The following is a 23338-nucleotide window of genomic DNA, read 5'->3' as shown; positions in this document are numbered from 1 at the left end:
GAAGGTCACTCCCCCGCCCGCCCACCACGTCCCCGAGGAGTAGTCATGGGCCTGTTCAACCGCAAGAACGAGACCGCCGTCGCCACCGCCACCGCCCCGAGCGAGGTGGACCCCGCCCTGGCTGCGCTGACCGGCGAGTACACCATCGACCCGGCCCACAGCAGCATCGGCTTCACCGTCCGCCACGCCATGGTCACCAACGTCCGCGGCACCTTCGGCGAGCACGAGGGCAGGCTGAAGCTGGACGGCTCCGACCCGGCCGCCTCCAGCGCCGTCATCGACGTCAAGATCGCCAGCATCGACACGGGCATCGGGGACCGCGACGGCCACCTGCGCAGCGCCGACTTCTTCGACGCCGAGCAGTTCCCGGTCATGAGCTTCCGGTCCAGCAAGGCCGAGCAACTGGGCGGCGACAAGTACCGCATCACCGGCGACCTCACCATCAAGGACGTCACCCGCCCGCTCTCCATCGACCTGGAGTTCAACGGCTCCGCGACCGACGTCTACGGCGCCGAGCGCGTCGGCTTCGAGGGCAGCGCCGAGATCCTGCGCTCCGAGTGGGGCCTGACGTGGAACGCCGCCCTGGAGACCGGTGGCGTCATGGTCAGCGACAAGGTGAAGCTGAACTTCGACATCTCGGCGGTCAAGGCCGCGGCCTGAGCCGGCTGCCGGGCCCCCTCCCCCGGCACCGCCCCACGAGCGCGCCCGCCACTCCGGCCCCCTATCCGGAGCGGCGGGCGCTCGGGCGTTCCCGAGCATGCACTCGCGGGGTTCGGCGACGACCGAGTCGGAGTCCACCAACTTCCCGCTCAGGCAAGGTGCTTGACGATTTCCTCCGGCCCACGCGTCGACGGCGACGACGGCACGCGGGGCGACTCCGGGTCAGGTCGTCCCGTCGATCACCCGCGCTAGGCTGCCGGCATGACCGGGGGAACCATCGACGATCGAGGCTGGGCCGGTACCCGCGCGTGGGTGGAGAAGCAACTGCCCCTGTCGGCACGGCTCGACGGCGTGGAACGACTGCGCGGCGGCTGGACGTCGGACATGCGACGTGTGCACGTGTCCGGCCCCGGCCTGGGCGACGGACACTGGCTCGTCCTGCGCTCCTTCGTCAAGGAGTTCTACGTCCGCCACGCGGAAGGACTCCTCAACCGCGAGGCCGCCATCCTGCGCCTGCTCGCCGGGACGGACATCCCGGCAGCCCTGCTCCACAACGTCGACGCGACCGCTGACTACTGCGACCACCCGTCCCTGCTGATGTCGCACCTGCCGGGCCGTGTGCGGGTGGACGAGGCGGACAGGGAACGACGGACTCCGCTTCTGGCCCGTCAGCTGGTACGCATCCACGAGGTCGACGTCCCCATGAACGCCCGCCCCCGCACGTACCAGGCGTGGACCGCGCCCGACCGCGTGCGCATCCCGGGTGCCACCCACCGCCCTGAGCTGTGGCGCCGCGCGGTGGACGTGATCCGCCGCGAAGCCCCGCCGTACCAGGGCCCGCTTCCTGCACCGGGACTTCCACCCGGGCAATGTCCTCTTCGGCGGAGAGGGCGACGACCTACGGATCACCGGGGTCGTCGACTGGGTGGAGACCTCCTGGGGACCGACCGACCTGGACGTCGCCCGCTGCTCCACGGCCCTGGCTTTGCTGCACGGCTCCGATGCCGGAATGCGGTTCACCGACCACTACGCCGCGGCCGGCGGGACCCTCACCGAGGACCCCGCCGCCCATCTCCACTGGCGCCTGCTCGACGCCCTGGCCTGCGCACCGGACGCGGAGAAGGTGGCGGTGCCATGGCGGGAGCTGGGGAGGGACGACCTGACGCCGGCGCTGGTGGCGGGGCGGCTTGAGGACTACATCGAGGCGCTCTTCGAACGGTATGGCTGATGGGCGGGAGCTCTGCCAGAGGCCGGCGCACGCGCACGACACGATCCTGACCGGGGCCACCGGCCAGTCAGCCAACTGGGCTCCACGTTCAGGGCGTCTGAAGGTCATGCCCTTTGGGGCATTCCAGGCCCTCCATGCCTGTCACACACCGAGGGGAGCGTGTGCTTCCGGCCGCGCAGGCAAGACGCTCGGCTGGAAAACCCCAACCGAGCGCCTGCACAAACTGCTCGCAGCCTGATCAACCGAACACGCGTTGCAACGCCCTCTGGAATCCGCCCTCTTTCCTGGAGGGGGCTTCAGTTCAGCGACTCGGCTATCGGACTACGGTTCCCCCGAGCTCTCCCACTGTGCCCTGTTCACCCCGTCCGAGTCCGGTACCACGGCGCACCAATCGGCCATCACCCTGTCCGCCAGCATGAGTGAGAAACCCTCACCCGTGACCTCGGAGAGCGTATCGACGCCCCCGGGGTAGGCCCGGTAGGCCAACTCGCCTGGCAGCAGCGGGGCTACGAAGGCGGTGAAGTCGTCCTCCAGTAACTCGGGCCTTGGTTGCAACTCCGGCTCGGTAGCTACGCACACCAGTGAGCGCCGTTGGTGAAGATCGCCACCAGCAACCGCGGCGTCCCCGTGGTCTCCGCCCAGGGCAGCGTCGGCGCCTACCTGATGGCTGGCGAACATCGCCGTCCACCAGCTCCGCGACACCACCCACACCCGCTACACCGCCTGCGTCACCCAGTACCTCATCCCCGGCCTCGGCAAGAAGAAGCTCGCCAAACTCACCGCGAAGGACGTGCGCGCCTGGCTGAACGGACTGCGGACCGTCTGCCAGTGCTGCGCACGCGGCATCGACGCCCGCCGCAAGCCCGACGCCCCGGCCGGCCGCCGACCGCGCTGCTGTGCCATCGGCAAGTGCTGCCGCAAGTACCTCTCGCCGCTGACGCTTGCCTACATCCACTCGTGTGAAGTCGGCCCTGGAGCACGCCGTCCGTGAGGAGGAGATCCCGCGCAACGTCCGCACCGGCACACCCCACCCCGCCGGTTCAACCCCCTCACTGGCGACGAGGCCCGCACCTTCCTCAATGCAGCGCAGGACCACCGCCTTCAGGCCCTCTTCGAGCTCGCTCTGTTGTACTGGTCTCCGCAAGGGCGAACTCCTCGGTCTGCGCGGGGACGATCTCGACCTCGACGCTGGCACAGCCAGCATCCGCCGCCGCTCGGAACGCCGCATCGCCCTCCCGGCCGCCTGCGTCGCCTCGCTCCGCGCGCACCGTGACGGGCAGACCCTCGAGAAGCAGCAAGCCGGCGCAAAGTGGGCGGACAATAGCTTCGTCTTCACCCGCCCAGATGGCCACCCCATCGAACCCGCCACCCTCACACGGCACTTCAACATGCTGCTCCGCTGCGCCCACCTCCGGGCGATCCGGTTCCACGACCTGCGGCACTCGACCGCAACCCTGCTCCTAGAGCAGGGCGTCGAACTCGTTCTCATCAAAGAGCTGTTGGGTCGCGCCCATATCGGCGTCACCGCGACGGCGTACGCACACGTCCGGCTCCGCCTCCAGCGACAGGCCATCGATCTGCTCGGCCACGCCCTCCGCGACCGCTCGGAGTCGACCGCCAAGCCCAACGATGGCGACGACCCACCGGTCTGTGCAGCACCCGTCCACTGACGTTGCCGTCAACTACTACCGTCACGATGACCAAAAGCCCCACCGGAGTGAAATTCCGATGGGGCTTTTGGGGTAATTACTGGGCGCTCCCGATAGTCGGTCGGCGGGGCTCCTCATTTACTGAAGTGAACGTGTCATCCGTTACTCGCGAGAGCTTCAGAAGCCACAGTAAGAGCCTCCCTTAAAGAATCTACGACCGTCGGGTCGAGCAATCGAGGATTCTCCACGCGGTAGGAACCTTCAGAAAGTGGAGTAATGCTCACTTCCTGGGCCCCTTGCTCTCGGCGCACCGATCTAAGGCGTAGCGTTCCATGGCTGAGAGTTGGGAAGAAATAGCCGAACCGACCATCTGCGTAGGCCGCTTCCACTAGCGGGCGCTCCTCGGAGAACTCCCCAGCAGTCCGCAACCAATTCCACTGAGCGGATACCGAGTCTCCCGACTCGTGGGCTCTCGCTAGCCGCCCCGGCATCATGAATGGGAACCTTCCAGTGAAGTCATCCACCGAAATACCATCCCGCCACGCAGCCAATGACTCAATCAGATCGCCTAGATCATCAGTGGCACCCTCAGCCCATGTGAATCCCTGCCCCTGGATTGCTACGTAGAAGGTCCTGCTTTGGCTACCGAGCTGAATAGAAGCCCTTCCGCGACTCGAATTCAGCTCAGCCGTGGCTAGCAGGCCAGGTCCCGATGGATAGTGACTGTAGAGCCGCCCCAGGTCGAGATCTTTCTTTGCCGACGCCAGCTCCATCGCCGAGATGAGGCCGCCCACAGCGAAGAGGTCTGGGTAGAGACCAGGGTCAAGCGAATCCATGCTCGTGAACCCCCCTCCGGTTCGTTTTGCTAGCAGCCACAGAACTTCCTTGCATCCGATATGAAGGGCCGGAGCCTACCGAAGCTCGCCCAATCTGGTTCCGCGACATCGACTCTTTCAAGAGCCCCCTTCGCGTTCGGTCGATAGAAGTTAATGGAGGACCATGACCGTTCGCCATTACCGACAGCTCTGGCGATCCAGCCCATCTCCATATCAGTGGCGTACGCTCCCGGCTGGAGCCCGGCCTTCGCCGATTCAGTGAAGTTGCCCAAGCCGCGGAGATTTACATGAAGCGTCACCGACGAGTCCCGGATCGCGTTCTCCACTGGGCCCTGCCATGCGTCAGGGGCATAGCCGCCAAAGCGCTTGAACCCATTACCGTCCGCCCATGAATAGGTGCCTTCCGCCTTCTGCCCGAGCGCCACGTTGCAGTTGTGAACGAGTACCGGCGTCTGCCCCGCCAGCACATAGTACGTGTGCTACGCGACCCCTCTCTATCTGCGTATTCGCAGATCAGCGGTGGTTTCGGGTTCCGCTGGTGTCCGTGGTTGTGCGGGGGAATCCGTGGGCGTTGCCGTCGCTACTGCCGTCAGCGACTCGGGCCGCACGGGTCGCGTTGCCGCTGGCGTGCTGTTGGCGCGGGGGACTCTACTGCCACGCACCGGGCTCGGCACGGACGAGGGCGCGGACGGTCTGCTCGTACAGTTCGTGGCCGCTCTGGGCGCAGTGTTCGGCGATCCAGCGGGTCAGCTCGTCCGGGGTGTGCAGCGTGCCTGACGTGGCACCGCAGTTGCGCTCTTCGCCGGTGACGCAGACCGCCTCGATGCTTGGCAGTGCCAGGGGGTCGGGGACGGTGGTCACGTGGTATTCGCGGAAGCGGTAGCGCCCCCGAGAGGCATCGCGTACTGGTGCGCCGGCGTTCGGGGAGTCAGGCATCTTCGGTCGCCTCTTCGTGATCCGGGATGCGCTGTCCGCGCGAGTCGGCGACCCGGAGCGCGTCGGCGAGGGCTTCGGTCAACCGGCGAGCCAGCCAGCGGTATTCGGTGGCCGTAAGGATCTTCGCGCCGGGGGCCATGGCGTCTCGGGCGTACTCCAGGAGTTCCCTGCCCATGCCGATCTGTACCGACTCGATGTTGTCGGCGAGGGTGGAGAGGTAGCCGTGGCCGTCGGTGCTGAGGTAGCAGGGGTTTCCGTCGGGGGTGGTCCACGGCAGCAGGCGGGGGCCGGTCGTCCTGAACACCAAGACCCTGGCCTCCGAGCGCCGCATCGTCCTTCCCACCGAATGCATCAACTCCCTCAAGATCCACCAGGAACGGCAGGAGGAAGAGCGCAAGGCAGCCGGAACGGGCTGGACGGACAACGGGCTCGTCTTCACCACCCCGAAGGGCAGGCCGCTCGACCCCACCAACCTGACCCGGCGCTTTCGGCGCCTCCTCCACCGCGCAGAACTCCGGACGATCCGATTCCACGATCTCCGGCACTCGACCGCCACCCTGCTCCTGGAACAGGGCGTCGACCTCGTCATCATCAAGGAACTGCTCGGCCACGCCCACATCGGCGTCACCGCCGGCGTCTACGCTCACGTCCGGCTCCGCCTCCAGCGCCAGGCCATCGACACCCTCGGCAAGGCCCTCAGCCCGACGGAGAACGACCCCGAGACCCACCCGCCACAGCCGCCGTCCGCTGACGTTGCCGTCATCGTTGCCGTCAGACACTCCAGAGGCCCCACCGGAAACAAATCCGGCGGGGCCTCGATTGGATTACCGAAAAGACTTCGCTTCAGCCACGATCAAGCACTTCTTCGGCTGCTGCCTTGACGGCTTCTAGTGCGCTATCGTCCACCGAAAGTGGCGCTGCGAGCGTTTCAATCCATTGATGCATCTCGACCGCATCTAGATCCCGCCAACGCGGATGCAACACAGCCCTTTGCGCGACGACCCCCCAGCGATGCGGGTGGCGAGAAAGCTGATACCAGTCAGCCTGCTTTTGCGCTCGGCCCGGCGTTGAACTCGAACGCAACCCCAAGATCAAACCTTCACGAAGGCGATTCAACGCCGACGCGTAAATCGGACTCCCGTTGAGTATGTCCGAGCCCTCAGGGTGCTCGAATTTGAACTCCATGCCAGCGCGAAGCAAGACCTCCACCTGGGCAAATGAGTCGAACTCGATGAGCTCTGCCATCAGAATGGATTCCTTCCATGAAAGAGGACGTTCCCGGCCGGGATTTTCAAGGAACCCCTCGCGATCAGCTCATTTGGCTGAGACCCAGGACCAAGCTCAACACCTTGAGGCATACGGAAGGCGAAAAGGAAATCCGCTTTCCCGGCGTGTGACGGATTGTTGATCATTACGTTTCGCTCAATTTCTACAGAGCTCCCGATCTCCTGCGTCACATGCACCTTCCCTGCGGAGTTCGCACCGATTCTAAGACTGCCGTCACCAGACAGGATACCCGCGTGTCCATCTGCGCTGGTGTAATGGAAGTAGACATCGTCATCGAGGTTATCGACGAGGTTATCGACTTCATGAGTCGCTGCGTTATTGCAGTTATGCACAAGTACCGGCGTGGCCCCCGCCAGCACATAGTACGCGTGGATGTCGTCGATGGTCAGGTCATGCGTGCGCTGACGCTTCGTGGAGTGGCTGACTGCCGTGATCTGGACATGCGTGCCCGCGCTCGTACGCAGCAACTGGCCGACATTCAGGTCTCCGGCCTCGACCCATTCCTTGAGTTCCGGGACCCAGAAGGGGTGAGTATCAGTGGCGACAATGCTTGACAGGCCCCCCTCAGTAGAGACGGTGATCTCAGTGAAGTCCTTGTCGTCCTCAGTCGTAATCGTATCTACGACCGTCTTTTCTACCGTCTCACCGGTATCCGCGTCAGTCGTCAGGACGACATCGCCGATCACGACGTCCTCGATGGCTTTCCTGGTTCCATCGGCAAGGAGAACGCCAGTGCCGGGCAAAAAGCTGTGACAGGGAACATTCTTTGTGACGGATAGTACCTTCTCTGCCCTGCGCGTAACCAAAGCAGCAGCCAAATCGAAGGCAATCTTTGCTGTGCCCTTTGCCGACTGCCCGCTGTCGAAATCCGAGTGGATCTCACCGACTCGATCGACCGTTCCCCGAATACTGGAAATGATCATGATCGAGGGGTTAGCCATCACGGCACCTCTGAGAACCTCGGTGCACTTGCCGTTTGCTGTGACACAGCTCCACAAATTGCTGTAATGGCTGGTGAACCCATCAACGAGACCATTGCCGAAGTTCACCACCTCGTCCGCGAAGGTGCTCCCGAAGTCCGACCACCAGCCACCGCCACCACCACCGGAGCCGCCGCCACCGCCACTTGCGCCACCGCCAGTGCCGCCACCGCCACCGCCACCGCCACCGCCACCAGAGCCGCCACCGCCACTTGCGGTACCGCCAGTGCCGCCCGTGGCCGGGCCACTCGGCGGGTACGGAGACTTCGGCGGCTGGTCACCGAGCCTGCCGCCGTCATCGGGTGTGCAATGCCCATTGCCGGGGTCGATGCACAGGCCCGTGGGGTCGCTGGCCGTGACGGGGGTGTTGTTGGCGTAGGCGTACCCGTTCAGGGACTGGTGCTGGCCGAGGACCAGAACGGGGTCGACGCTGATGAACTGGCCGATTCCCGGGTCGTATTCGCGGGCACCGATGTGGGTCAGTCCGGTCGTCTCGTCGGCCGGCTTGCCGAGGAATCCCTTGTCGTCCGGCCATGAGGTCGGGATCGAGCCGCGGGGCGCACCGAAGGGGGTGGTGTAGCGCTTCGTCGGGGCCATCGTCTCGGCGTCGATCGCCACGCTGCTCGTGCCGTGGTGGTCGGCCGCCAGGAAGCTGAGTTTGCTGCCGCTCGTACCGAGGGTTGCGGTACGGACGGCAATCGTCTGGCCGGCTGCGGTGTAGTACCGCGTGCCCGACAGCGTCTTCGCCGTTCCCTTGGTGGTCAGACGGACCTCGGTGTCGCCGAGGTAGAGGACCGTGTCCCCGTCCCCCTTCGTGGGTCTCCGGATGAGGAGTTCGCCCGATGCGTCGTACAGATAGCTGGTGTCGAGGGCGGGCTTGCCGCCTGCCGCCGGTTCCTTCGTCCCGGCCAGCTCGCCTTCGGCGTTCCAGGTCAGGGTCTGCTGGGCCTGGGTGCCCGGGCGGCTCTCGGTGTTGCCTGCCTTGTCGTATGCGTAGGTGGCGGCCTTGGCCCCTGTGGTCTTGACCAGCGGATGGGGCTGCTTCAGCGCAGTGCCGTAGGTGTGTTCGGTCGTTTTGTCACCGGAGGGAGTGTGCTCGGTCTCGGTGTCGCGCTGTCCCGAGGCGGTGTAGGTGTAACTCGTCCAGTACGGCGCCGCTCCGTCGATATTGGCCTTCGTGCGCCCTGCCGCATCGCAGTTCGCCGTCTTGGGTGTCCACGCCTCCGTCAGGCGGCGATGGCCGTCGTAGGTGAAGCACTGGTAGTCGGTTTTCGGTGACTCGTCCTGCTTCGACGAATCGAAGATCGACGTGACGTTACCGGCGTCGTCCTGTGCGAACGTCAGGTTTTGCAGGTATCCGCTGTGCACGTTGTCCGAGGCAAGGGAATTGACCAGGCGTCGGGTGCCTCTCTCGTATGAATACGTGAGATAGGCCTTGTTCGCGACGCGACTCATTCCGAGGTGGAGTTGCCGAAGGTCGCCGACTTCCGAGTACTGCGCCTCTTGCACGTAGCCGCTGGCACCGCGTGACGAGAGCAACTGTCCCTGAGCACCGTAGGTGTTGACGATGTTCTCCGCGGGGAGCCCGGCTACGGCGGGGCGAGCGCTGTCCTCCGGCACTCCGCTCCAGTTGTATCTCACGGAGGTCGACAAGGTCTTCGGCACTCCCGCAGCGACGAGGGCGTCGTTGTCCGGAAGGACCAGGGACGCTCCGGTCGGTCGGTACAGGGCGTCGTAGCTTGTGACTTTCTGGGTGTAGGCCTTGCTCGTCGACTGCCCGACGCCGTTGACGTATCTGACCGCCGTGTCCTGCTGTCCGTTGGCCAACGAGTCGAAGGTCCAGGCCGCGAGCTTGTTGGCATCCGATTTGACGGCTTCGCTCGTGTTCCACAAACCGGTCCTGCGGCCGAGGGCGTCGTACTCGGCGGTGAGGGACATCCCTCGGGAGTCGGTGGTCGTGACGATCTGGTCGAGGGTGTTGTAGGTCGTGGTCGACTGGCCCTTGTCCGGATCCGTGGAGGTGGTCTCACGCCCGAAGAGGTCGTACGAGTAGGCCCACTTGGCGCCGTCGGGCCCGGTGACCGTGTCTTGATGGCCGGAGGGGAAGTAGGTGTGGTTCGTGGCTGTGCTTTCCCCCTTCGGTTGAGGACCGGCGTACTCGCGGCGCTGTGTCGTCTGGCCGAGCGCATTGGTCACCACTGCGGTGGCCTGGCCGCCTGCGGGCGCAGTGGTGGTGACGGTGTCGCCTGTATAGGTGGTATTGATCGTCCAGCGGGGAACACCCCCGACCTTCGTCACCGCCTCGAAGGCCCGGCCGGCTCCGTCGTAGGCGGTGTCGACCTGCATGGGCGCCTGGCCACCGTCGACCTGAACCAGTTCACCCGACGGTTCAGCCTTCTGGTCCCAGATGTCGGAGTGTGTCGAGGTCGCATGTCCCCGCTCGTCGTACCAGGTCAGGCCTACGACCCTGCCGCCTGCTGGTGACGGTGCCTGGCTCTGGCGAGGACGCAGCAGACTGTCGAAGATCTCGTACGAGGTGTTGTAGCCACGGCCGTCACCCTTGATCGTGCCGGTCGACACCCAGGGCAGTGCGGAGGCGGTGACGCTGTAGCCGTAGACGTAGTTGGGGGTCATTCCATCCGGTCGGGACCGGTTGGGCAGCCACGTGCTGGTCACGCGCCCCAGCGCGTCGTACTCGCTCTCGGTCGTCTTTCCGTTGGGGTCGGTGATCTTGACGGCGGCGCCGGTGGCGAAGTCGAACAGGCTAGTGGTCGTGTGGCCCTTGGCATTGGCGACGGTGCTGCCGGTCGTCGGGCCCGCGGCTGTCGGTGTGTACCTCGTCGTCGCGGACGTCGCGTCGTTGGTGTCCTTCACGGTCAGTATCCGACCGAGCACGTCATACGTGGTCGTCGTGACTTTCTGCCACACCGGGTTGTTCGACGCGGTGTACCCCTTGGCACGGCCGGTCCACTGAGGCTCGCCCTTGGTCGGCTTCTGGGTGGAGGACCAGGTGGTCGCGTCGTAGCCGACCGCGGTGTCGGAGATGACGTCGCCGGGCTTGGTCGAGTCGGCCGGCAGGTCGAGGTCGCTGCCGGAGACGGAGCAGGGCTTTGCGGTGACGCGGGTACGAGAGACCAGGCTGTTGATGCTGATGCCTGCGGCGTCGTTGCGGGCGTACCAGGTGCGGGTGCACTTCTCGTCGCCGCTCACGGCGTTGTCGCCCTTGTCCTCGACCGTTTCGGCCATGCCGTAGTCGTCGTAGGTGGTGACGGTCGAGCGGACGCGGTCGCGTGGGGTGCCGCTGGTGGTGATGTTGGTGCGGGTGTGGCTGGCGCCGGTGCGGACGTAGTAGGACTCGGTGTCGGCGTACGACTTGTGCTGGGTGGCCGTGCGCTTGGACCAGGGGTCGTTGACGGCACCCGTGACTTCCTGTGCACCGTTGTAGGTCACGGTCTCGCGGGTGAAGCCGGCGTACTGGTCGGCATCGGTGACGGCCGGCGCCTTGATACCGCTGACGGAGACGGACTTGCGCTTGTCCTTGTCCGGAAGTTTGCCGTCGGCGCCGAGGACGCGGTCGCCGTTCATGCCGCGCATGTAGACGGTGACCGTCTTGGACTGGGTCGGGCCCGCAGGGCCGGTGAGGTGGGTGACCTTCTGAAAGCCGCGCCAGACCGACCAGGTGCGTTCCTTCTCCTTGACCAGCGGGTCTTCGTTGTAGTGCCAGGCGCCGCCACCGGAGTAGGTGTAGGTGTGGCGAACGGTGAGACCGCCGCCCTGGGGGTCGGTGGTCGAGACTTGCTCGACGGGGTACTTGTGGAACCAGTCGAGCTTGGGCTCCTTCTCACCGTTCGGCGACCAGTAGACGGGATAGCAGCGCCGGGTGTTCTCGTCGACCTTGGGCTTGGCCTGCCGGGCGAGACAGTCGGCCGGCATGTAGTTGACGATCGTTGCGGCACCTGTCTCCGACCTGATCGTGCGCAGGCGGGGCTTGTTCAGAGGCAGGATGTCGTCCTCTTTGCCGTCCTCATCGCCCTCTTCTTTGCCGTCCACGCGGTTGGGAAAGAACTCGTGGTCGAAGACGACGGGGTCGAGGGTGATCGGCTTGCCGCGCATACCCGTGTGCCGCAACTCGCTCAGCCATAGCGCCTGGTCGGAGGAATCCCCCGTGTCGCCCGGCTCCGGGTAGTCGTGGGTCAGGGCCCACGCGTCCACTTCGGTGAAGTCCGGCTTGCTCGCGGCGGCGTCCCATGCGTAGGTCGTCACCGTTGTCATCCGCTTGCGGGTGAAGAACGTCGGGCCGACGTTTCCGGTGCACTTGGCGTCGTTCTGGCAGATGGCGTCGAGGGGGACGTCGGGCCAGTTGTCCCGGGTGTCCGGCTTGAGGCTGCTGCAGCCGGTGCCGGACTGGATGCAGCGTTCCTTGTAGGTGAACACGACCTTGTTCGAAGCAGCCGGCTTGCTGCTGAACAACGCGCCGGCCCTCTGGCCGTAGCGGATCTCGTTGAGATGTCCGCCGCGCGTGTAGGGGCTGCCGGTGTTGTCGTCACCGAGCTTGTCGTAGTTGTTCTGCTCGGCGGTGTACCAGTAGGTCATGGCGTTGCCGTGGGTGTCCTCGACGTAGTCGAGGTTCCAACGCCAGGCCTGCTTCTTGTCACGGGTGGCGAAGCTGGTGCCGTCCGCATAGCCGGGCTCGCCGGCGTCGTCGCCGAAGACCGGGACGGTCCAGACCGACTGGGTGCGGTCGGTCGCGGAGGCGCCGTTGAGCTTGTTCAGTCCGAAGACGTACTTGGTGCCGTCACCGGTGATGACGGTCCAGTACTCGCCGTCGTCGTCCCCGTTGTCGGCGCCGGCGGAGCGTGTGACGGTGGAGGCGTCGTCGTTCTTCAGCCGCCACTTGCCGCTGATGTCGTCCTTGACCAGCTCTGTGGCCTTGCCGTTGAGCACGAGTGAGGCGTTCTCGTACTTCCAGCACAGATCGAACTTGTCGTCATGACCGTCGTCGTCGCACGAGCCGTACTTCCGCTCGATGAAGGAGGACGTGAGGTCGAAACCTTCGCCCACCAGGCTGCTCTGGTTGTTGGTGTTGGCCGTGCGGCCGTCCACGCTGCCCGAGTCGTAGGAGATCGTCAGGTCGGGCTTCGGCCCGGCGGCCGATGGAGGAACACGCAGCGGGTACGACCAGGTGAACGCTCCGGAAGAGCCGCCTGCCTCCCAGTTGGAGGAGGAGGCCAGCGGGGTGGCCTTGTAGTCGCCGGAGCCCGACTTCGTTCCGGGGGCCACCGCGAGGACCATCATCCGGCCTCCGGCCGACGCCGCGGTGCTCCTCTTGAGGCGGCTCTTGGCAGCAGGCGCGGTGAAGGACAGTTCGCCGTCGAGTCTGTTCTGCTTGCGCTTGTTGGTGAAGGGAAGAGGTGTCCGCTTGCGGCACTTGGAGCTGGCGGGGTCCTTCAGCGCGCAGTCGGGCAGGCGAACCACTTGCAGACGACCGGCGTAGTCGCCGCCATAAGCAGAGCCGAACTTGCTGTAGTCAATGCCGAGTTCGGCCCTGCCTCCGGAAGCCGGGCCCGTCACCGTGAGAACGACGCCCTTCACGCCCAGCGCGGCGGCCTGCTTCTGGTCCAGCACGTTGACTGTGACGCTGTCGGCCGGCTTGGCGGACTTAGCCGCCTTGGTACCCTGCGGCGCTGACATCGAGACGGGAAGAGTACCTGGAGCCGCCTGGGCCTTGCCGTCCTCCGGGACCACCAGCTTCGCGCTGCCTGCGGTCGGCCAGGCGACGTCCTTTGCCCGATCCTTCTTGGCCCGTGCCAAGTCGGCACGGCTATTCGCGGCCACCTTCCGGACCTGCGCGGCAGTGCTGGGATCGGGCTCGCCCTTGAATCGGGTCAACTTCTGTGACGTGGGGGCGGGCAGGTCGGGGCGGCCCAGTGGCTCGGGCTTGGGTGCGGCGAACGCCACAGGGGTCAGCAGGCCCGGGATCAGGCTGAAGCCGACAATCGCCGCCACATGACGCGCGACCGAGCGCTTTGCCCTTGTTCCGTTTCCGCCACGCCTGACGGCAGGCGGGGTGAACCCTCTCATGCTGTCCGTTTCCGTTTGGCCGCGCAGATGGCGGCAGGGATTGAAGAGGGGGCACAGCTCGTGCCCGTGCGCACCGGGGTGCTGCTGGTCGAGGGGGCGACACGGGAGCCGGTGTGCTTTCCCGGCCCCGTGTCGACCGGAGGCGGAAGTGCCGTCAGGAAGCCGGCACGATCTTTTCGCTCACCTGGGTGGAGGTCATCGCGCCTGCCCACACGCGCAGGCTCTGGACGCTGCCGGGGAGGTGATGTCCTGTCGTTCCCGCAGCAGGGCCACGTCCGGCGGTCAGTCCACCGCTTCCCTGCATGAGATCGCTGAACACGTATCCCGAGTCCCGGCTCGTCGACCGGGGGCCCACAAAGAGTTGCGTGGTGCCGTGGACCGTCTCGTCATCCGCAGACTCGGCGGCGTTGTAGACGCCGGTGACCTCTACCGGCGTACTCATCACCGCGATCTCCTCCGATGTCGTGACTCCCCTGCTGATGACCTTGCCGGCGGCGTCGGTTGCCGTGCGGCCGAACTTCCACCGGTAGCCGGTGGGGCCCTTCTCAGCCCAGAGGGCCCAGGACGACTCCTCCCCGTCCGGAACTGCCTGCCCGAAGACATGGACGCGGTGGCCCAGCGGCTTGGCCCGAAGCTGCTCTTCGTCCAGGGTCACGGTCGCGGACACGGTGAACGAAGCCGTCTCATCGATGACGGGGCCGGCGGCCGAGGCGTAGCCGGTCTTGCCATTCAGGACGAGGCCCTCATCGCCACCCGACAGCGACGCTCCGGAAGCCGACAGTTTGAGAGGGCCGACCGGATACGCGGAGGTGTTGTTCAGCTGGGTGCTGGTGCGGCCGATGGCGTCCCAGTGGGCCACCAACGGCACCGCCGGGCTGTCGTCGCGCGGGCTGAGCGCCTCTGCTTCGCTGCGCAGTTCATCCGGCAGGAGAGCACGCTGCCAGACCGCGACTTCATCGATGTTGCCGTGGAAGTACTGGGAGAAGGAGCCGTCCTGCGTCTTGGTACGCCCGAACTGCAGGCCGCCGGAGGAAGTCCAGGCCGTGTAGGCGGACGACTGCTCGTGGGCCACGACCGCATCGCCCTGTGGACGGCCGTTCACGAAGAGCTGAAGAGTGTCGTTCTTCGGGTCCGTGTCGTCCTTGGTGTCGAAGACACCTGCGATGTGTGTCCAGACCCGTGCTGTCGCGGGTCTGCTCGCGACCTTGACGAGGTCCACTGCGTCGTCCTCGTCCTTCGAGGCTCGCTTGAACACCCATGTCTTCTTGGTCGGTGAGTAGAGCAGGATGAACGCCGAACTCATTTCACCAGAGGCGGACAGCACCGTCCGGTTGGCCGTGGTGTCCGTCAGGTACACCCAGGCCGAGACCGTGAACGAATCCTTGGTGTTGACCGCGGCCTTGCTCGTAGCGGCGTACCCCACCTGCTTTGCGGGATCGGTGACCGCGCTGTTCAGCGAGAGCGACGTGTCGCCGTCACCTCGGCGGCCCATGGCCGACCATGAGACGGTGCCGGGCTGGGGCCCGAAGAGCGTCGCCTCGTGCCGGTTGGAGCCTTCGACACCGGTGTCCTTCGCCGTGGCGCCGCTCTTCTCCGCGAACGACCAACGGCTGGTCTCCCTGGCACCCGGCTTGACCTTGAAGACGAACTCGGCCGGTGTGCCGTAGCGCTCACGGACATCGACGGCTTCGACGGTCAGCACCTGAACGCCCGCCAGCGCCGGTTTGACGTCCGGGACGGTCACCGTGGTTCCGGTGACCGTCTTCGCTCCGGATCGTGCAGTGGTCAGCAGCCTCCAGCGGTACCCCTTGATGTCCTTGTCCACCGGGTTCGGCCTGAAGGTGAAGCTGCCCGGCACGCCCGGTCCACCATGCGCCTCGCAGAGGTCGGTCGTGCAGGCCGTGTAGCTCTTGCCGTTCACGACGTTTGCGCTGATGACCGGCGCCTTCGGCGCGCTGGTGTCGACCTTGAAGTAGCACCAGGCAGAGCGGCCCGAGGACAGCTTCCCGCTCTCGCCGTCCCAGGTCCAGTACGACTCGGTCAGGGCATTGAACCGGTAGGTCGCACCATCGGCCACCTTTTTGATCTGGTACTTCTCCAGGGTGTCATCCGGATCGGATCCCGTCTTCGGCTCGTTCAACGTGAACGCGTCGGCCCAGGTACCGTCGCTCTTGCGGTACTCGGTGTTGAACAGTGCGCGCAGCGAGCCACGGAACTCATTGCCCTGGGGCTGCTGCTGGGTCTGAACCATGGCCTGGATCGTGGGGTCGATCCGAGTGACGATCGTGGGGGTATCGGCATCCTTGCTGCAGTACTGCTGATTGGTGTAGCCCGGGATGACTCCGACGTTGTTCGGCAGGTAGGGCTTGGGAACGTAGATGACCTGGAGTTCTGCGTTGTCCTCGAACCGCTTCCAGGCGTCCGGGTCGCTCTCGTCCTGCGCCTTCAGCATCAGGGTCAGGCGGGAGAAGTCACCGTCCGCGAAGTTCTTCACGGTGGCGGTGAGGTTCTCGCTCGTCTCGGCCGGGTTGTCATGGAACTCGATCCACTTGTCCGGCTGCTCCGGGGAGCAGTTCTCCCCACGGCCCGCGGAGACGTCCCGGTCGCCCATGTGGTCCAGCTCGGCGGGGCCCGGCCAGCGGGTGGCCTCGGACATGTTGTTGGTCCGTACCAGCTCGACCTCGTGCGGGGAGCAGGAGAACGACCAGGTCTCGTACGCGCGGAACGTCGCGTCCAGCACGTGCATGCCCGCGATCTTGGTGGGAGCGAACTCGAACAGCATGCGGTTGGTGTGGTCGGCGTCGCAGTACCAGGGGCCGACGCGATAGCAGCGGCCCACCCCGTAATCGCCGTCGAAGTTCCACCAGCGGTCGCCGTCGGAGGAGATCACGGACTTCTCCGAGGCCCCGGTGCCGATCGGCGGGTCGATGTAGACCGGGAAAACGGTCTTCTCGCCGCGCAGCAGCTTCTGGTCGGGGACCACGCTGACCGCGCCGTCGGCGATCTCGACGGGCAGGACGGCGGTGGCGTCGCCGGCGTCGGGCCGTGCCGGGTCGTCGGCGCCCTCCGCGGGCGCTTCGGCCTCGTCGGAGGTGGCGCGCCGCATGAGTTGCGGCTGCGGGCCGGAGTCCGGGTCACCGGCCGAGTCCCACATCATGCCTGCCGGGCCCGAGAAGACCGTGTTGCCGTCGCCGTCCAGCGCGCGCAGACCGCCGCCGGCACCGGGGACGATGTCCAGGCCCTTGCCGGTCGCCGACAGGCTGATCTTGTTCAGTGCCGGATTGGCCGCGGCCTCGGCGGACTTGACGACGAGTACCTCGCGGAAGCCTTCCGCGGTGGCGGTCAGCTGGAGGTCGACGCCCTTGTACACCTCGGGGTACGTGGCGGTCGGTCCGTTGAGCTCGGGCTCGGGCAGCTTGCCCGGCCAGCCCAGTTCGATGGCGCCCTTCGGCGACGCAAGGCGGATCAGGTCGTCGCCGGTGCCTCCGCCGGAGAAGGACAGGTCCACCACGGTGGACTTCGGTCCCACCGTGCCGTCCTGGTGTCGCTCCAGCGTGGCATCGATACCGCGCCACGAGCCGTCCTCGGCGCGGGCCCGCTGTGGGCTCGTCGACTGCGTCAGCGTGTAGGTGCCGTCCGGGTTCGCCATGGTCCGCGTGTACTCGGAACGCTCGGCGACGACTTCGACGGGCTCTCCGGTCCGTTCGGCCCGCTCGAGCGGCGACAGCGCCGCATTCGGAACGCCCCGGGTCACGGCGTACGCCGGATCGGCCAGCAACCCGGTGGTCAGTACGCCCGACAACATCGCCAGCGCGGCTGGTCTGAGACCACGCAGGCATGCAAAAGTCTTCACTTATCCCCCTCCGGGCCCCCCAGCCCGTCCCCAAATGGTCGACGATCGTGCAGATCGACGCACGAAATGTAAACAGTCGTTCACAACCTGTGCAAGGGCTTACCGCCCCTGCTCGACGAGGTTGCAGGAAGATGGCCCCCCGCGAAACGGCCACAAACACCCGAAAGGATGTTCTAAGCCTTCGGGTGCGATCGGGTAGGCGTCGACAACGAATGAGCGGACGCGTCCTGTTCGTGGCACTCGGCGCGCGCTCGGGTATGGGGATGCCCGGTCGGCGCCGGCGCATCCGGGCACGGAGTTCACCACGCCGATGGTTCAGGCCGACGCCGACGAGGACCCGAACAGGCCGTCTCCGGCGCCACGTTGATGCGCGTTCACCCCGACATGGCGCGGGAATTGCCCGAATGCCCCGGGCTGCGAGCCGACGGCCGTGCGTCTGCCAGATCCCTGGCCGGCTGACAGAACGACAACCGTTTGGGAACGGTGCGACGGCACCCCGGAACCGTCCTCGGCCTCGCCGCCCCGTCACCCACCCCTACGCCGAACGCCCGTTCAGTACCTCTCGGACAGCGGAGCGAGGCACAGGGTGAACCGGACTCCGCCGTTGGACTCGGCGTACTCGGCAAAGCGCTCGCGGTCGCAGCGCGCGTCAGCGCCGTCGTGCCGCTCCGCGACCTCGGACTCCGCCTCGGGCGAACCGCATTCGACGACAGCGAAGTCGGGAGCACTCACCGTGCCGCTGTTGCCCGCACAGTCACCGACGGCCCGGAGTTCGCGCTGTCGTCCAGCTCCGCACGGATCACAAGGGCGCCGACGATGAGGAACGGCGCGAGGACGCCGAGCGCTCCGGCGCATCGTACGACCCGCTTGCCGGGATCGATCGAAGGTCGCAGGCCGTTGGCGGAAGGTGCCATTCGGCCGAAGCGGACGCGAGCGACCAGGTTGGCCAGCAGGGTGACCGGAGCGATTACGAAGGAGGCGATGCCCACCAGCCCCGCCACAGCGTTCTGGTGGTCATCTCACGGTGAAGAGCGATCCCGCAGGTGCGAGACACGACGGGGCCGAAGAGACGACCGGCCGAAGGGACGACGGGGCCGACCCGCAACTCCCTTCGGCACGTCGCCCCTTCACCTCAAGGTATGTCCCTGGCACACGGGAACGCTCAGACGCCGGTCCGCCCGTCGGCCAGTTCCCGCAGGATGTCGAGATGACCGTTGTGCCGAGCGGTCTCCTCGATCAGGTGCAGCAGGATCCAGCGCAGGGTGACGTGCTGCCCGTCGCGGGTCGCCCGCTGCGCCTTCGCCTCCAGGTCGTGTGTGGCGACCAGTTGGCGATGGCGGGCGCTCTGCTCCTCGTATTCGGACAGAAGGTCCGCCAGAGGGATGTCCACCGCGATCCGCATCTCGCGGTCCGGGTCCTCCTCGGTCCAGGGCCCGTGGTCCTCCTCGCCGAGGAACACCACCTCGAACCAGAAGTACTCGACCCAGCGCAGGTGGTTGATGAGCCCGCACAGGGTCATCAGCGGGGATCCGGGCAGCGGGGCCTTGCGGGCGTCGTCCGGCGAGGCGTCGTCGCACTTCTTGCGTGCGGTGTCCCGGACGTAGTCGAGGAAGGTGGTCAGGGAGGCTCGCTCGTCCCAGGTGGACGGCATGTCAGTTCGTGTCATCGGGGCACATGATCGTGGACCGTCAACCCCGTGTCGAACGGTTATTCAGCAGGCGGTCGTCCAGCTGCGCACCGCACCCGCAACGGCACACACCCCCGACTCCCGACGGTCGTTCCACCGCGGCGAATCGTTCCCGGCCCCTCGGTCCTGGGCCGGCGCGTGGCCAGCGTTTTCATTCCCTCAGCTTCCCCACCCGCTCCCCCGTCCGTGTCTCTATCTCCGCCGCCACCTCGTGCAGCAGCTCGTGGCTCACCCCGCTCAGCGCCCGCGCGACGGCGATCTCGTCGCCGATGTGGGGGATGTCCTGGTCGGCGCGGTTGCGGTGGGCCGTGCCCTCGCCGACGAAGAGTTCGGCGTTCTGGCCGCGCAGTCGGGCCTCGGCCGTGGTCGTGCGGTCGTTCTCGGTGATGACGATCTCGATGTTCCATTTCTTGGTACGCATCAGAAGCCTCCGCCCGCGTCGAAGCCACCGCCGCCGCCCCAGTCGCCGCCACCGAAGCCACCGCCGTCGAAGCCGCCGCCGTTGTCCCCGCCGAAGTCGGAGGGGTTGTAGTCGGCACCGGAGAAGTCGCCGCCCCCGTACTCGGCCGCGTACGCCGGGGTGGACAGAGCGCTGCCCAGGAGGGTGCCCACCAGCAGACCCGGCAGGATGCCGCCGCCGAAGTAGCCACCGGCCCAGGGGCCGTAGGCGGGACCCGCCTCCCAGTAGGGGCGGGGGCCGGACTCGGTGGCGACCTGGCGGGCCATCGGGTCCTGCCCGTCGGCCAGACGGGCCGCGTCGGCGGAGCAGACCGGGACCTCGCGGGCCATGCCGGCGGCGGGGGACCAGGTCATATCGGTCGTGGAGGGGCCGTGGCGCGGGTCGAAGAAGCAGGGTGCGCGGCGCTCGGGGAGCGGGGCGCCCTTGCGGCGGGCGTCGAGGACCGCGAGCGAGAAGCGGCCCTCCTCCAGGGCCTCGGTGACGGGCCGGACGTCGTGCGGGCGTGCGGCCGCGGCCATGTCGGACTTGGCCTTGTCGTAGGAGTCGAGGGCCCGTTCGTAGTCCGCCCGCATCGCGTCGTCGGCGCCGGTTTCGGCCGGATGGAAGTCGAGCCGGTCGAGTTCCTCGCCGTACGCGGTGATGTCCTCGTCCACGACGACGCGGAGCTTCTCGAGCGCGGCCCGCTCCTCGTCGGCGCGCCGGCGGCGGTTGCGGCGGACGTAAGCGTACGCACCCGCACCGCCCGCAACGAGGATCGTGCCCACGCCGATCAGTGTGCCGATGGAGGCGCCGCCGGTGCCGGAGACGGTGCTCCAGGACGCCGGGGCGGTGCCCTTCACGGTCGGGAGCGACTGGTCGACGAAGTTGTTGAGCTGGGTGGCGGCGTCGACGCCTGGGGCCTTCACACCGGCCACCACGTTCTCCACGGCATTGGACGGCATCACGGCGCTGTCCGCGCCCGCGTTGAAGCCGTCGCCGAGACGGACTCCGTACAGTCCCGTGATCCCCGTCGTGGTGCGCAGATCGCGCAGGACGCTGTCCTCGGGGAAAGCCGGGCTTTCGGGCAGTACGGCGACGAAGACGGGCTTGTCCGCGTCCTCGATCTTCTTCTCCAGGGCGTTCTCGTCCGCCTCGGAGAGCTGGGAGCGGGCGCCCGGATCGACGTAGACGGGGCCTTGCTTCAGAGCCGCGGCCGCGTCGGAGATGTCCGTGGCCTTGGCGTTCGCGCCTGAGGCGACGGCCAGCAGCAGGAAGAGCGCCAGCCCGGCGAGGGCCGACAACAAGGTGAACGGCCTGATCCTCATATGTTGACGCTACCCGAGAGGAACAAATAAGGACATAGTCACCAAAAGCGAGGGGTTCGCTCACTTTCCGCACCCGCTCGACCGCACAAGGGGTGAGCCCGCCACCGGGTCCCCGGCGGGGACGCCCTCGCCCGGGCGGACCGGGGCCGAGCACCCCGCGATCGAGCGCGGTGCTCGGGGGCAGAGCACACCCGCGGGGACCGCGACCAGGCCGAGCACGGCCGGGTCGACCGGGTCGACCGGGAGGCAGAAGCGGTTCGACGAGGACGAGCACGGCTGGGACACCCGGGGCAGGAACGCGGCAGCCGATTTCCCGCTCTTCTCCCCTCCCTCGGAGTGGTCCGTCGAGCGCATCGGTCCCCAGCGGCTCCAGCCCGGCCACACCTACGAGCTGATCTTCGGCGATCCCGACGACAGCTATGCGTACGTCGGCGAAGTCACCTTCCGCGCCACCGACCTCGAAGGCCTTCGGCCCGGCGAGGTCTGGGCGAACGGCCGGGCCGTGTCCCGCGGCGACTTCGAGGAGCTCGCCGACGACGCCTGCTGAGCGAGGCCGGTACCGGTCGGGCTCTCCGCCGCGACCGGTACCTGTCCGTTCACCGGAGAACCCGGCCGTACCGGAATCACCACTGCACCCGCACAGCCTGCCGGGCTACTCCGCCGGTTCGACTCCCGCCCGTACCAGTCCGTAGGTGTACGCGTCCTCCAGCGCCTGCCACGACGCGGCGATCACGTTGTCCGCGACACCGACCGTCGACCACTCGCCCCTGCCGTCGCTCGTCGTGATGAGCACACGGGTCGTGGAGTCGGTGCCATGGCGGCCCTCGAGGATACGGACCTTGTAGTCGACGAGCTCCAGCTTGGCGAGCTGGGGGTAGATGCGCTCGAGGCCGACCCGCATCGCCCGGTCCAGGGCGTTGACCGGGCCGTTGCCCTCGGCGGTGGCGACGATCCGCTCGCCCTTGGCCCACAGTTTCACCGTGGCCTCGTTGGCGTGGGTCCCGTCGGGGCGGTCCTCGACGATCGCGCGCCAGGACTCGGTGCGGAAGTACATCCGGGGTCTGCCCTCGGCCTCCTCCCGCAGCAGCAGCTCGAAGGAGGCGTCGGCGGCCTCGTACGTGTAGCCCTTGAGCTCACGGTCCTTGACCCGCTCGACGACGCGGCCGACGAGCTCGCGGTCACCGCCCAGGTCGATGCCGAGCTCCTTGCCCTTGAGCTCGATGGAGGCCCGGCCCGCCATGTCGGACACGAGCATCCGCATGGTGTTGCCGACCTGCTCGGGGGCGATGTGCTGGTACAGGTCCGGGTCGACCTTGATGGCGGAGGCGTGCAGGCCCGCCTTGTGGGCGAAGGCGGAAACACCCACATAGGGCTGGTGCGTGGAGGGCGTCAGATTGACGACCTCGGCGATGGCGTGCGAGATCCGGGTCATCTCCTGGAGCGCGCCTTCGGGAAGCACGCGCTTGCCGTACTTCAGCTCGAGCGCCGCGACGACCGGGAAGAGATTGGCGTTGCCGACGCGCTCGCCGTAGCCGTTGGCGGTGCACTGGACGTGGGTGGCGCCCGCGTCGACGGCGGCGAGGGTGTTGGCCACGGCGCAGCCGGTGTCGTCCTGGGCGTGGATGCCGAGGCGGGCACCGGTGTCGGCGATGACGGTGGAGACGACGGCCTGGACCTGCGCGGGCAGCATGCCGCCGTTGGTGTCGCAGAGGATGACGACGTCCGCGCCCGCCTCCGCGGCCGCCCGGACCACGGCCTTCGCGTACTCCGGATTGGCCTTGTATCCGTCGAAGAAGTGCTCGCAGTCGACGAAGACCCGGCGGCCCTGCTCACACAGGTACGAGACGGTGTCCCGGACCATCGCGACGTTCTCGTCCAGGGTGGTGCGCAGGGCGAGTTCCACATGGCGGTCGTGGGACTTGGCCACCAGGGTGATGACCGGCGCCCCTGAGTCGAGGAGGGCCTTGACCTGCGGGTCCTCGGCGGCAGAGCCGCCCGCGCGGCGGGTGGCGCCGAAGGCGACGAGCTTGGCGTGCTTGAACTCGATCTCCTGGCGGGCACGGGCGAAGAACTCGGTGTCGCGGGGGTTGGCTCCGGGCCAGCCGCCCTCGATGAAGCCCACGCCGAAGTCGTCCAGGTGCCGGGCGATGGTCAGCTTGTCCGCGACGGTCAGGTTGATGCCCTCACGCTGGGCGCCGTCGCGCAGCGTGGTGTCGAAGACGTGGAAGCCGTCGTCGGAACTGGCGTCGAGGCTGCTGCCTGTCGTGGTCATGGCGGTGGTGACTCCTGTCGGAAGAGTGGCTCCGGAACTTCTGGCTCCACTTGCCCCCATCTTCGCGCGCGTTCTCCGTCCGGCCGGGGTGTGGCCGTAAAACGA

Annotated in this window: 13 protein-coding genes and 3 pseudogenes; 4 read left to right on the top strand and 12 right to left on the bottom strand. The window is 67.0% G+C overall.

Annotation, left to right across the window (positions count from 1 at the left end):
• Positions 1 to 45: 45 nt before the first annotated feature.
• The 3 genes and pseudogenes from AC068D_RS25195 to AC068D_RS25185 all read left to right on the top strand — a co-directional run.
• Entirely contained in the window at positions 46 to 660 is a 615-nt protein-coding gene (locus AC068D_RS25195) for a YceI family protein (RefSeq protein ID WP_478825306.1), read from the top strand.
• Between the two features lie 261 nt (positions 661 to 921).
• Positions 922 to 1888: pseudogene (locus tag AC068D_RS25190) on the top strand (phosphotransferase family protein).
• Between the two features lie 597 nt (positions 1889 to 2485).
• A pseudogene (locus AC068D_RS25185) lies at positions 2486 to 3558 on the top strand (tyrosine-type recombinase/integrase); the annotation flags it as partial.
• Between the two features lie 134 nt (positions 3559 to 3692).
• Here the strand turns inward: AC068D_RS25185 and AC068D_RS25180 are convergent.
• The 3 genes from AC068D_RS25180 to AC068D_RS25170 form a co-directional block, all read right to left on the bottom strand.
• A complete protein-coding gene (locus AC068D_RS25180) occupies positions 3693 to 4373 on the bottom strand; it encodes a DUF6193 family natural product biosynthesis protein (protein ID WP_478825305.1) in 681 nt (226 codons plus the stop codon).
• A 648-nt stretch (positions 4374 to 5021) separates the two neighbouring features.
• Positions 5022 to 5309: a DUF7848 domain-containing protein gene (locus AC068D_RS25175; RefSeq protein ID WP_478825304.1), complete on the bottom strand. Its 288-nt coding sequence runs from the start codon at positions 5307 to 5309 to the stop codon at positions 5022 to 5024.
• The gene (locus AC068D_RS25170) at positions 5302 to 5640 is read right to left on the bottom strand and encodes a hypothetical protein (RefSeq protein WP_478825303.1); all 339 of its coding nucleotides are present in this window, start codon (positions 5638 to 5640) and stop codon (positions 5302 to 5304) included. Before AC068D_RS25170 ends, AC068D_RS25175 begins: the two co-directional genes overlap by 8 nt.
• On the opposite strand from AC068D_RS25170, the pseudogene AC068D_RS25165 reads away from it, so the two are divergent.
• Positions 5594 to 6060, top strand: a pseudogene (locus tag AC068D_RS25165) (tyrosine-type recombinase/integrase); the annotation flags it as partial. The gene AC068D_RS25170 and the pseudogene AC068D_RS25165 sit on opposite strands and share 47 nt — an antisense overlap.
• A gap of 92 nt (positions 6061 to 6152) precedes the next feature.
• On the opposite strand, the gene AC068D_RS25160 reads toward AC068D_RS25165, so the two are convergent.
• The 9 genes from AC068D_RS25160 to cimA all read right to left on the bottom strand — a co-directional run bounded on the left by AC068D_RS25160 (position 6153) and on the right by cimA (position 23233).
• Positions 6153 to 6554, bottom strand: coding sequence for a hypothetical protein (locus AC068D_RS25160; RefSeq protein WP_478825302.1), 402 nt, complete (start codon positions 6552 to 6554; stop codon positions 6153 to 6155).
• Positions 6554 to 13657: a polymorphic toxin-type HINT domain-containing protein gene (locus tag AC068D_RS25155; RefSeq protein ID WP_478825301.1), complete on the bottom strand. Its 7104-nt coding sequence runs from the start codon at positions 13655 to 13657 to the stop codon at positions 6554 to 6556. Before AC068D_RS25155 ends, AC068D_RS25160 begins: the two co-directional genes overlap by 1 nt.
• Positions 13658 to 13811: 154 nt before the next feature.
• Positions 13812 to 17510 (bottom strand): laminin G domain-containing protein, encoded by a 3699-nt coding sequence (locus AC068D_RS25150; RefSeq protein ID WP_478825300.1) that lies wholly within the window; start codon positions 17508 to 17510, stop codon positions 13812 to 13814.
• 552 nt (positions 17511 to 18062) lie between these two features.
• Positions 18063 to 18242, bottom strand: a complete 180-nt coding sequence (locus tag AC068D_RS25145; protein ID WP_478825299.1) for an LppU/SCO3897 family protein — start codon at positions 18240 to 18242, stop codon at positions 18063 to 18065.
• Positions 18239 to 18511, bottom strand: a complete 273-nt coding sequence (locus AC068D_RS25140) for a hypothetical protein (RefSeq protein WP_478825298.1) — start codon at positions 18509 to 18511, stop codon at positions 18239 to 18241. The genes AC068D_RS25145 and AC068D_RS25140 overlap by 4 nt, the downstream gene beginning before the upstream one ends.
• Positions 18512 to 18672: 161 nt before the next feature.
• Positions 18673 to 19176: a DinB family protein gene (locus AC068D_RS25135; protein WP_478825297.1), complete on the bottom strand. Its 504-nt coding sequence runs from the start codon at positions 19174 to 19176 to the stop codon at positions 18673 to 18675.
• Positions 19177 to 19348: 172 nt separating this feature from the next.
• Positions 19349 to 19618: a DUF1876 domain-containing protein gene (locus AC068D_RS25130; protein ID WP_478825296.1), complete on the bottom strand. Its 270-nt coding sequence runs from the start codon at positions 19616 to 19618 to the stop codon at positions 19349 to 19351.
• The gene (locus AC068D_RS25125; RefSeq protein WP_478825295.1) at positions 19618 to 20961 is read right to left on the bottom strand and encodes a hypothetical protein; all 1344 of its coding nucleotides are present in this window, start codon (positions 20959 to 20961) and stop codon (positions 19618 to 19620) included. Before AC068D_RS25125 ends, AC068D_RS25130 begins: the two co-directional genes overlap by 1 nt.
• Positions 20962 to 21613: 652 nt before the next feature.
• Entirely contained in the window at positions 21614 to 23233 is a 1620-nt protein-coding gene (cimA, locus tag AC068D_RS25120) for a citramalate synthase (protein WP_478825294.1), read from the bottom strand.
• Positions 23234 to 23338 lie beyond the last annotated feature (105 nt).

The sequence above is a fragment of the Streptomyces sp. NPDC043861 genome, assembly GCF_056435905.1.
Note: the sequence above shows the minus strand (reverse complement) of the source record. Positions and strands in the feature narration are given on the sequence as shown.

Bases quoted from the DNA above. Each gene is read 5' to 3' on its own strand.
- AC068D_RS25195 (WP_478825306.1), top strand. From the start codon at position 46: ATGGGCCTGTTCAACCGCAAGAACGAGACCGCCGTCGCCACCGCCACC.
- AC068D_RS25180 (WP_478825305.1), bottom strand. From the start codon at position 4,373: ATGGATTCGCTTGACCCTGGTCTCTACCCAGACCTCTTCGCTGTGGGC.
- AC068D_RS25175 (WP_478825304.1), bottom strand. From the start codon at position 5,309: ATGCCTGACTCCCCGAACGCCGGCGCACCAGTACGCGATGCCTCTCGG.
- AC068D_RS25170 (WP_478825303.1), bottom strand. From the start codon at position 5,640: ATGCGGCGCTCGGAGGCCAGGGTCTTGGTGTTCAGGACGACCGGCCCC.
- AC068D_RS25160 (WP_478825302.1), bottom strand. From the start codon at position 6,554: ATGGCAGAGCTCATCGAGTTCGACTCATTTGCCCAGGTGGAGGTCTTG.
- AC068D_RS25155 (WP_478825301.1), bottom strand. From the start codon at position 13,657: ATGAGAGGGTTCACCCCGCCTGCCGTCAGGCGTGGCGGAAACGGAACA.
- AC068D_RS25135 (WP_478825297.1), bottom strand. From the start codon at position 19,176: ATGACACGAACTGACATGCCGTCCACCTGGGACGAGCGAGCCTCCCTG.
- AC068D_RS25130 (WP_478825296.1), bottom strand. From the start codon at position 19,618: ATGCGTACCAAGAAATGGAACATCGAGATCGTCATCACCGAGAACGAC.
- AC068D_RS25125 (WP_478825295.1), bottom strand. From the start codon at position 20,961: ATGAGGATCAGGCCGTTCACCTTGTTGTCGGCCCTCGCCGGGCTGGCG.
- cimA (WP_478825294.1), bottom strand. From the start codon at position 23,233: ATGACCACGACAGGCAGCAGCCTCGACGCCAGTTCCGACGACGGCTTC.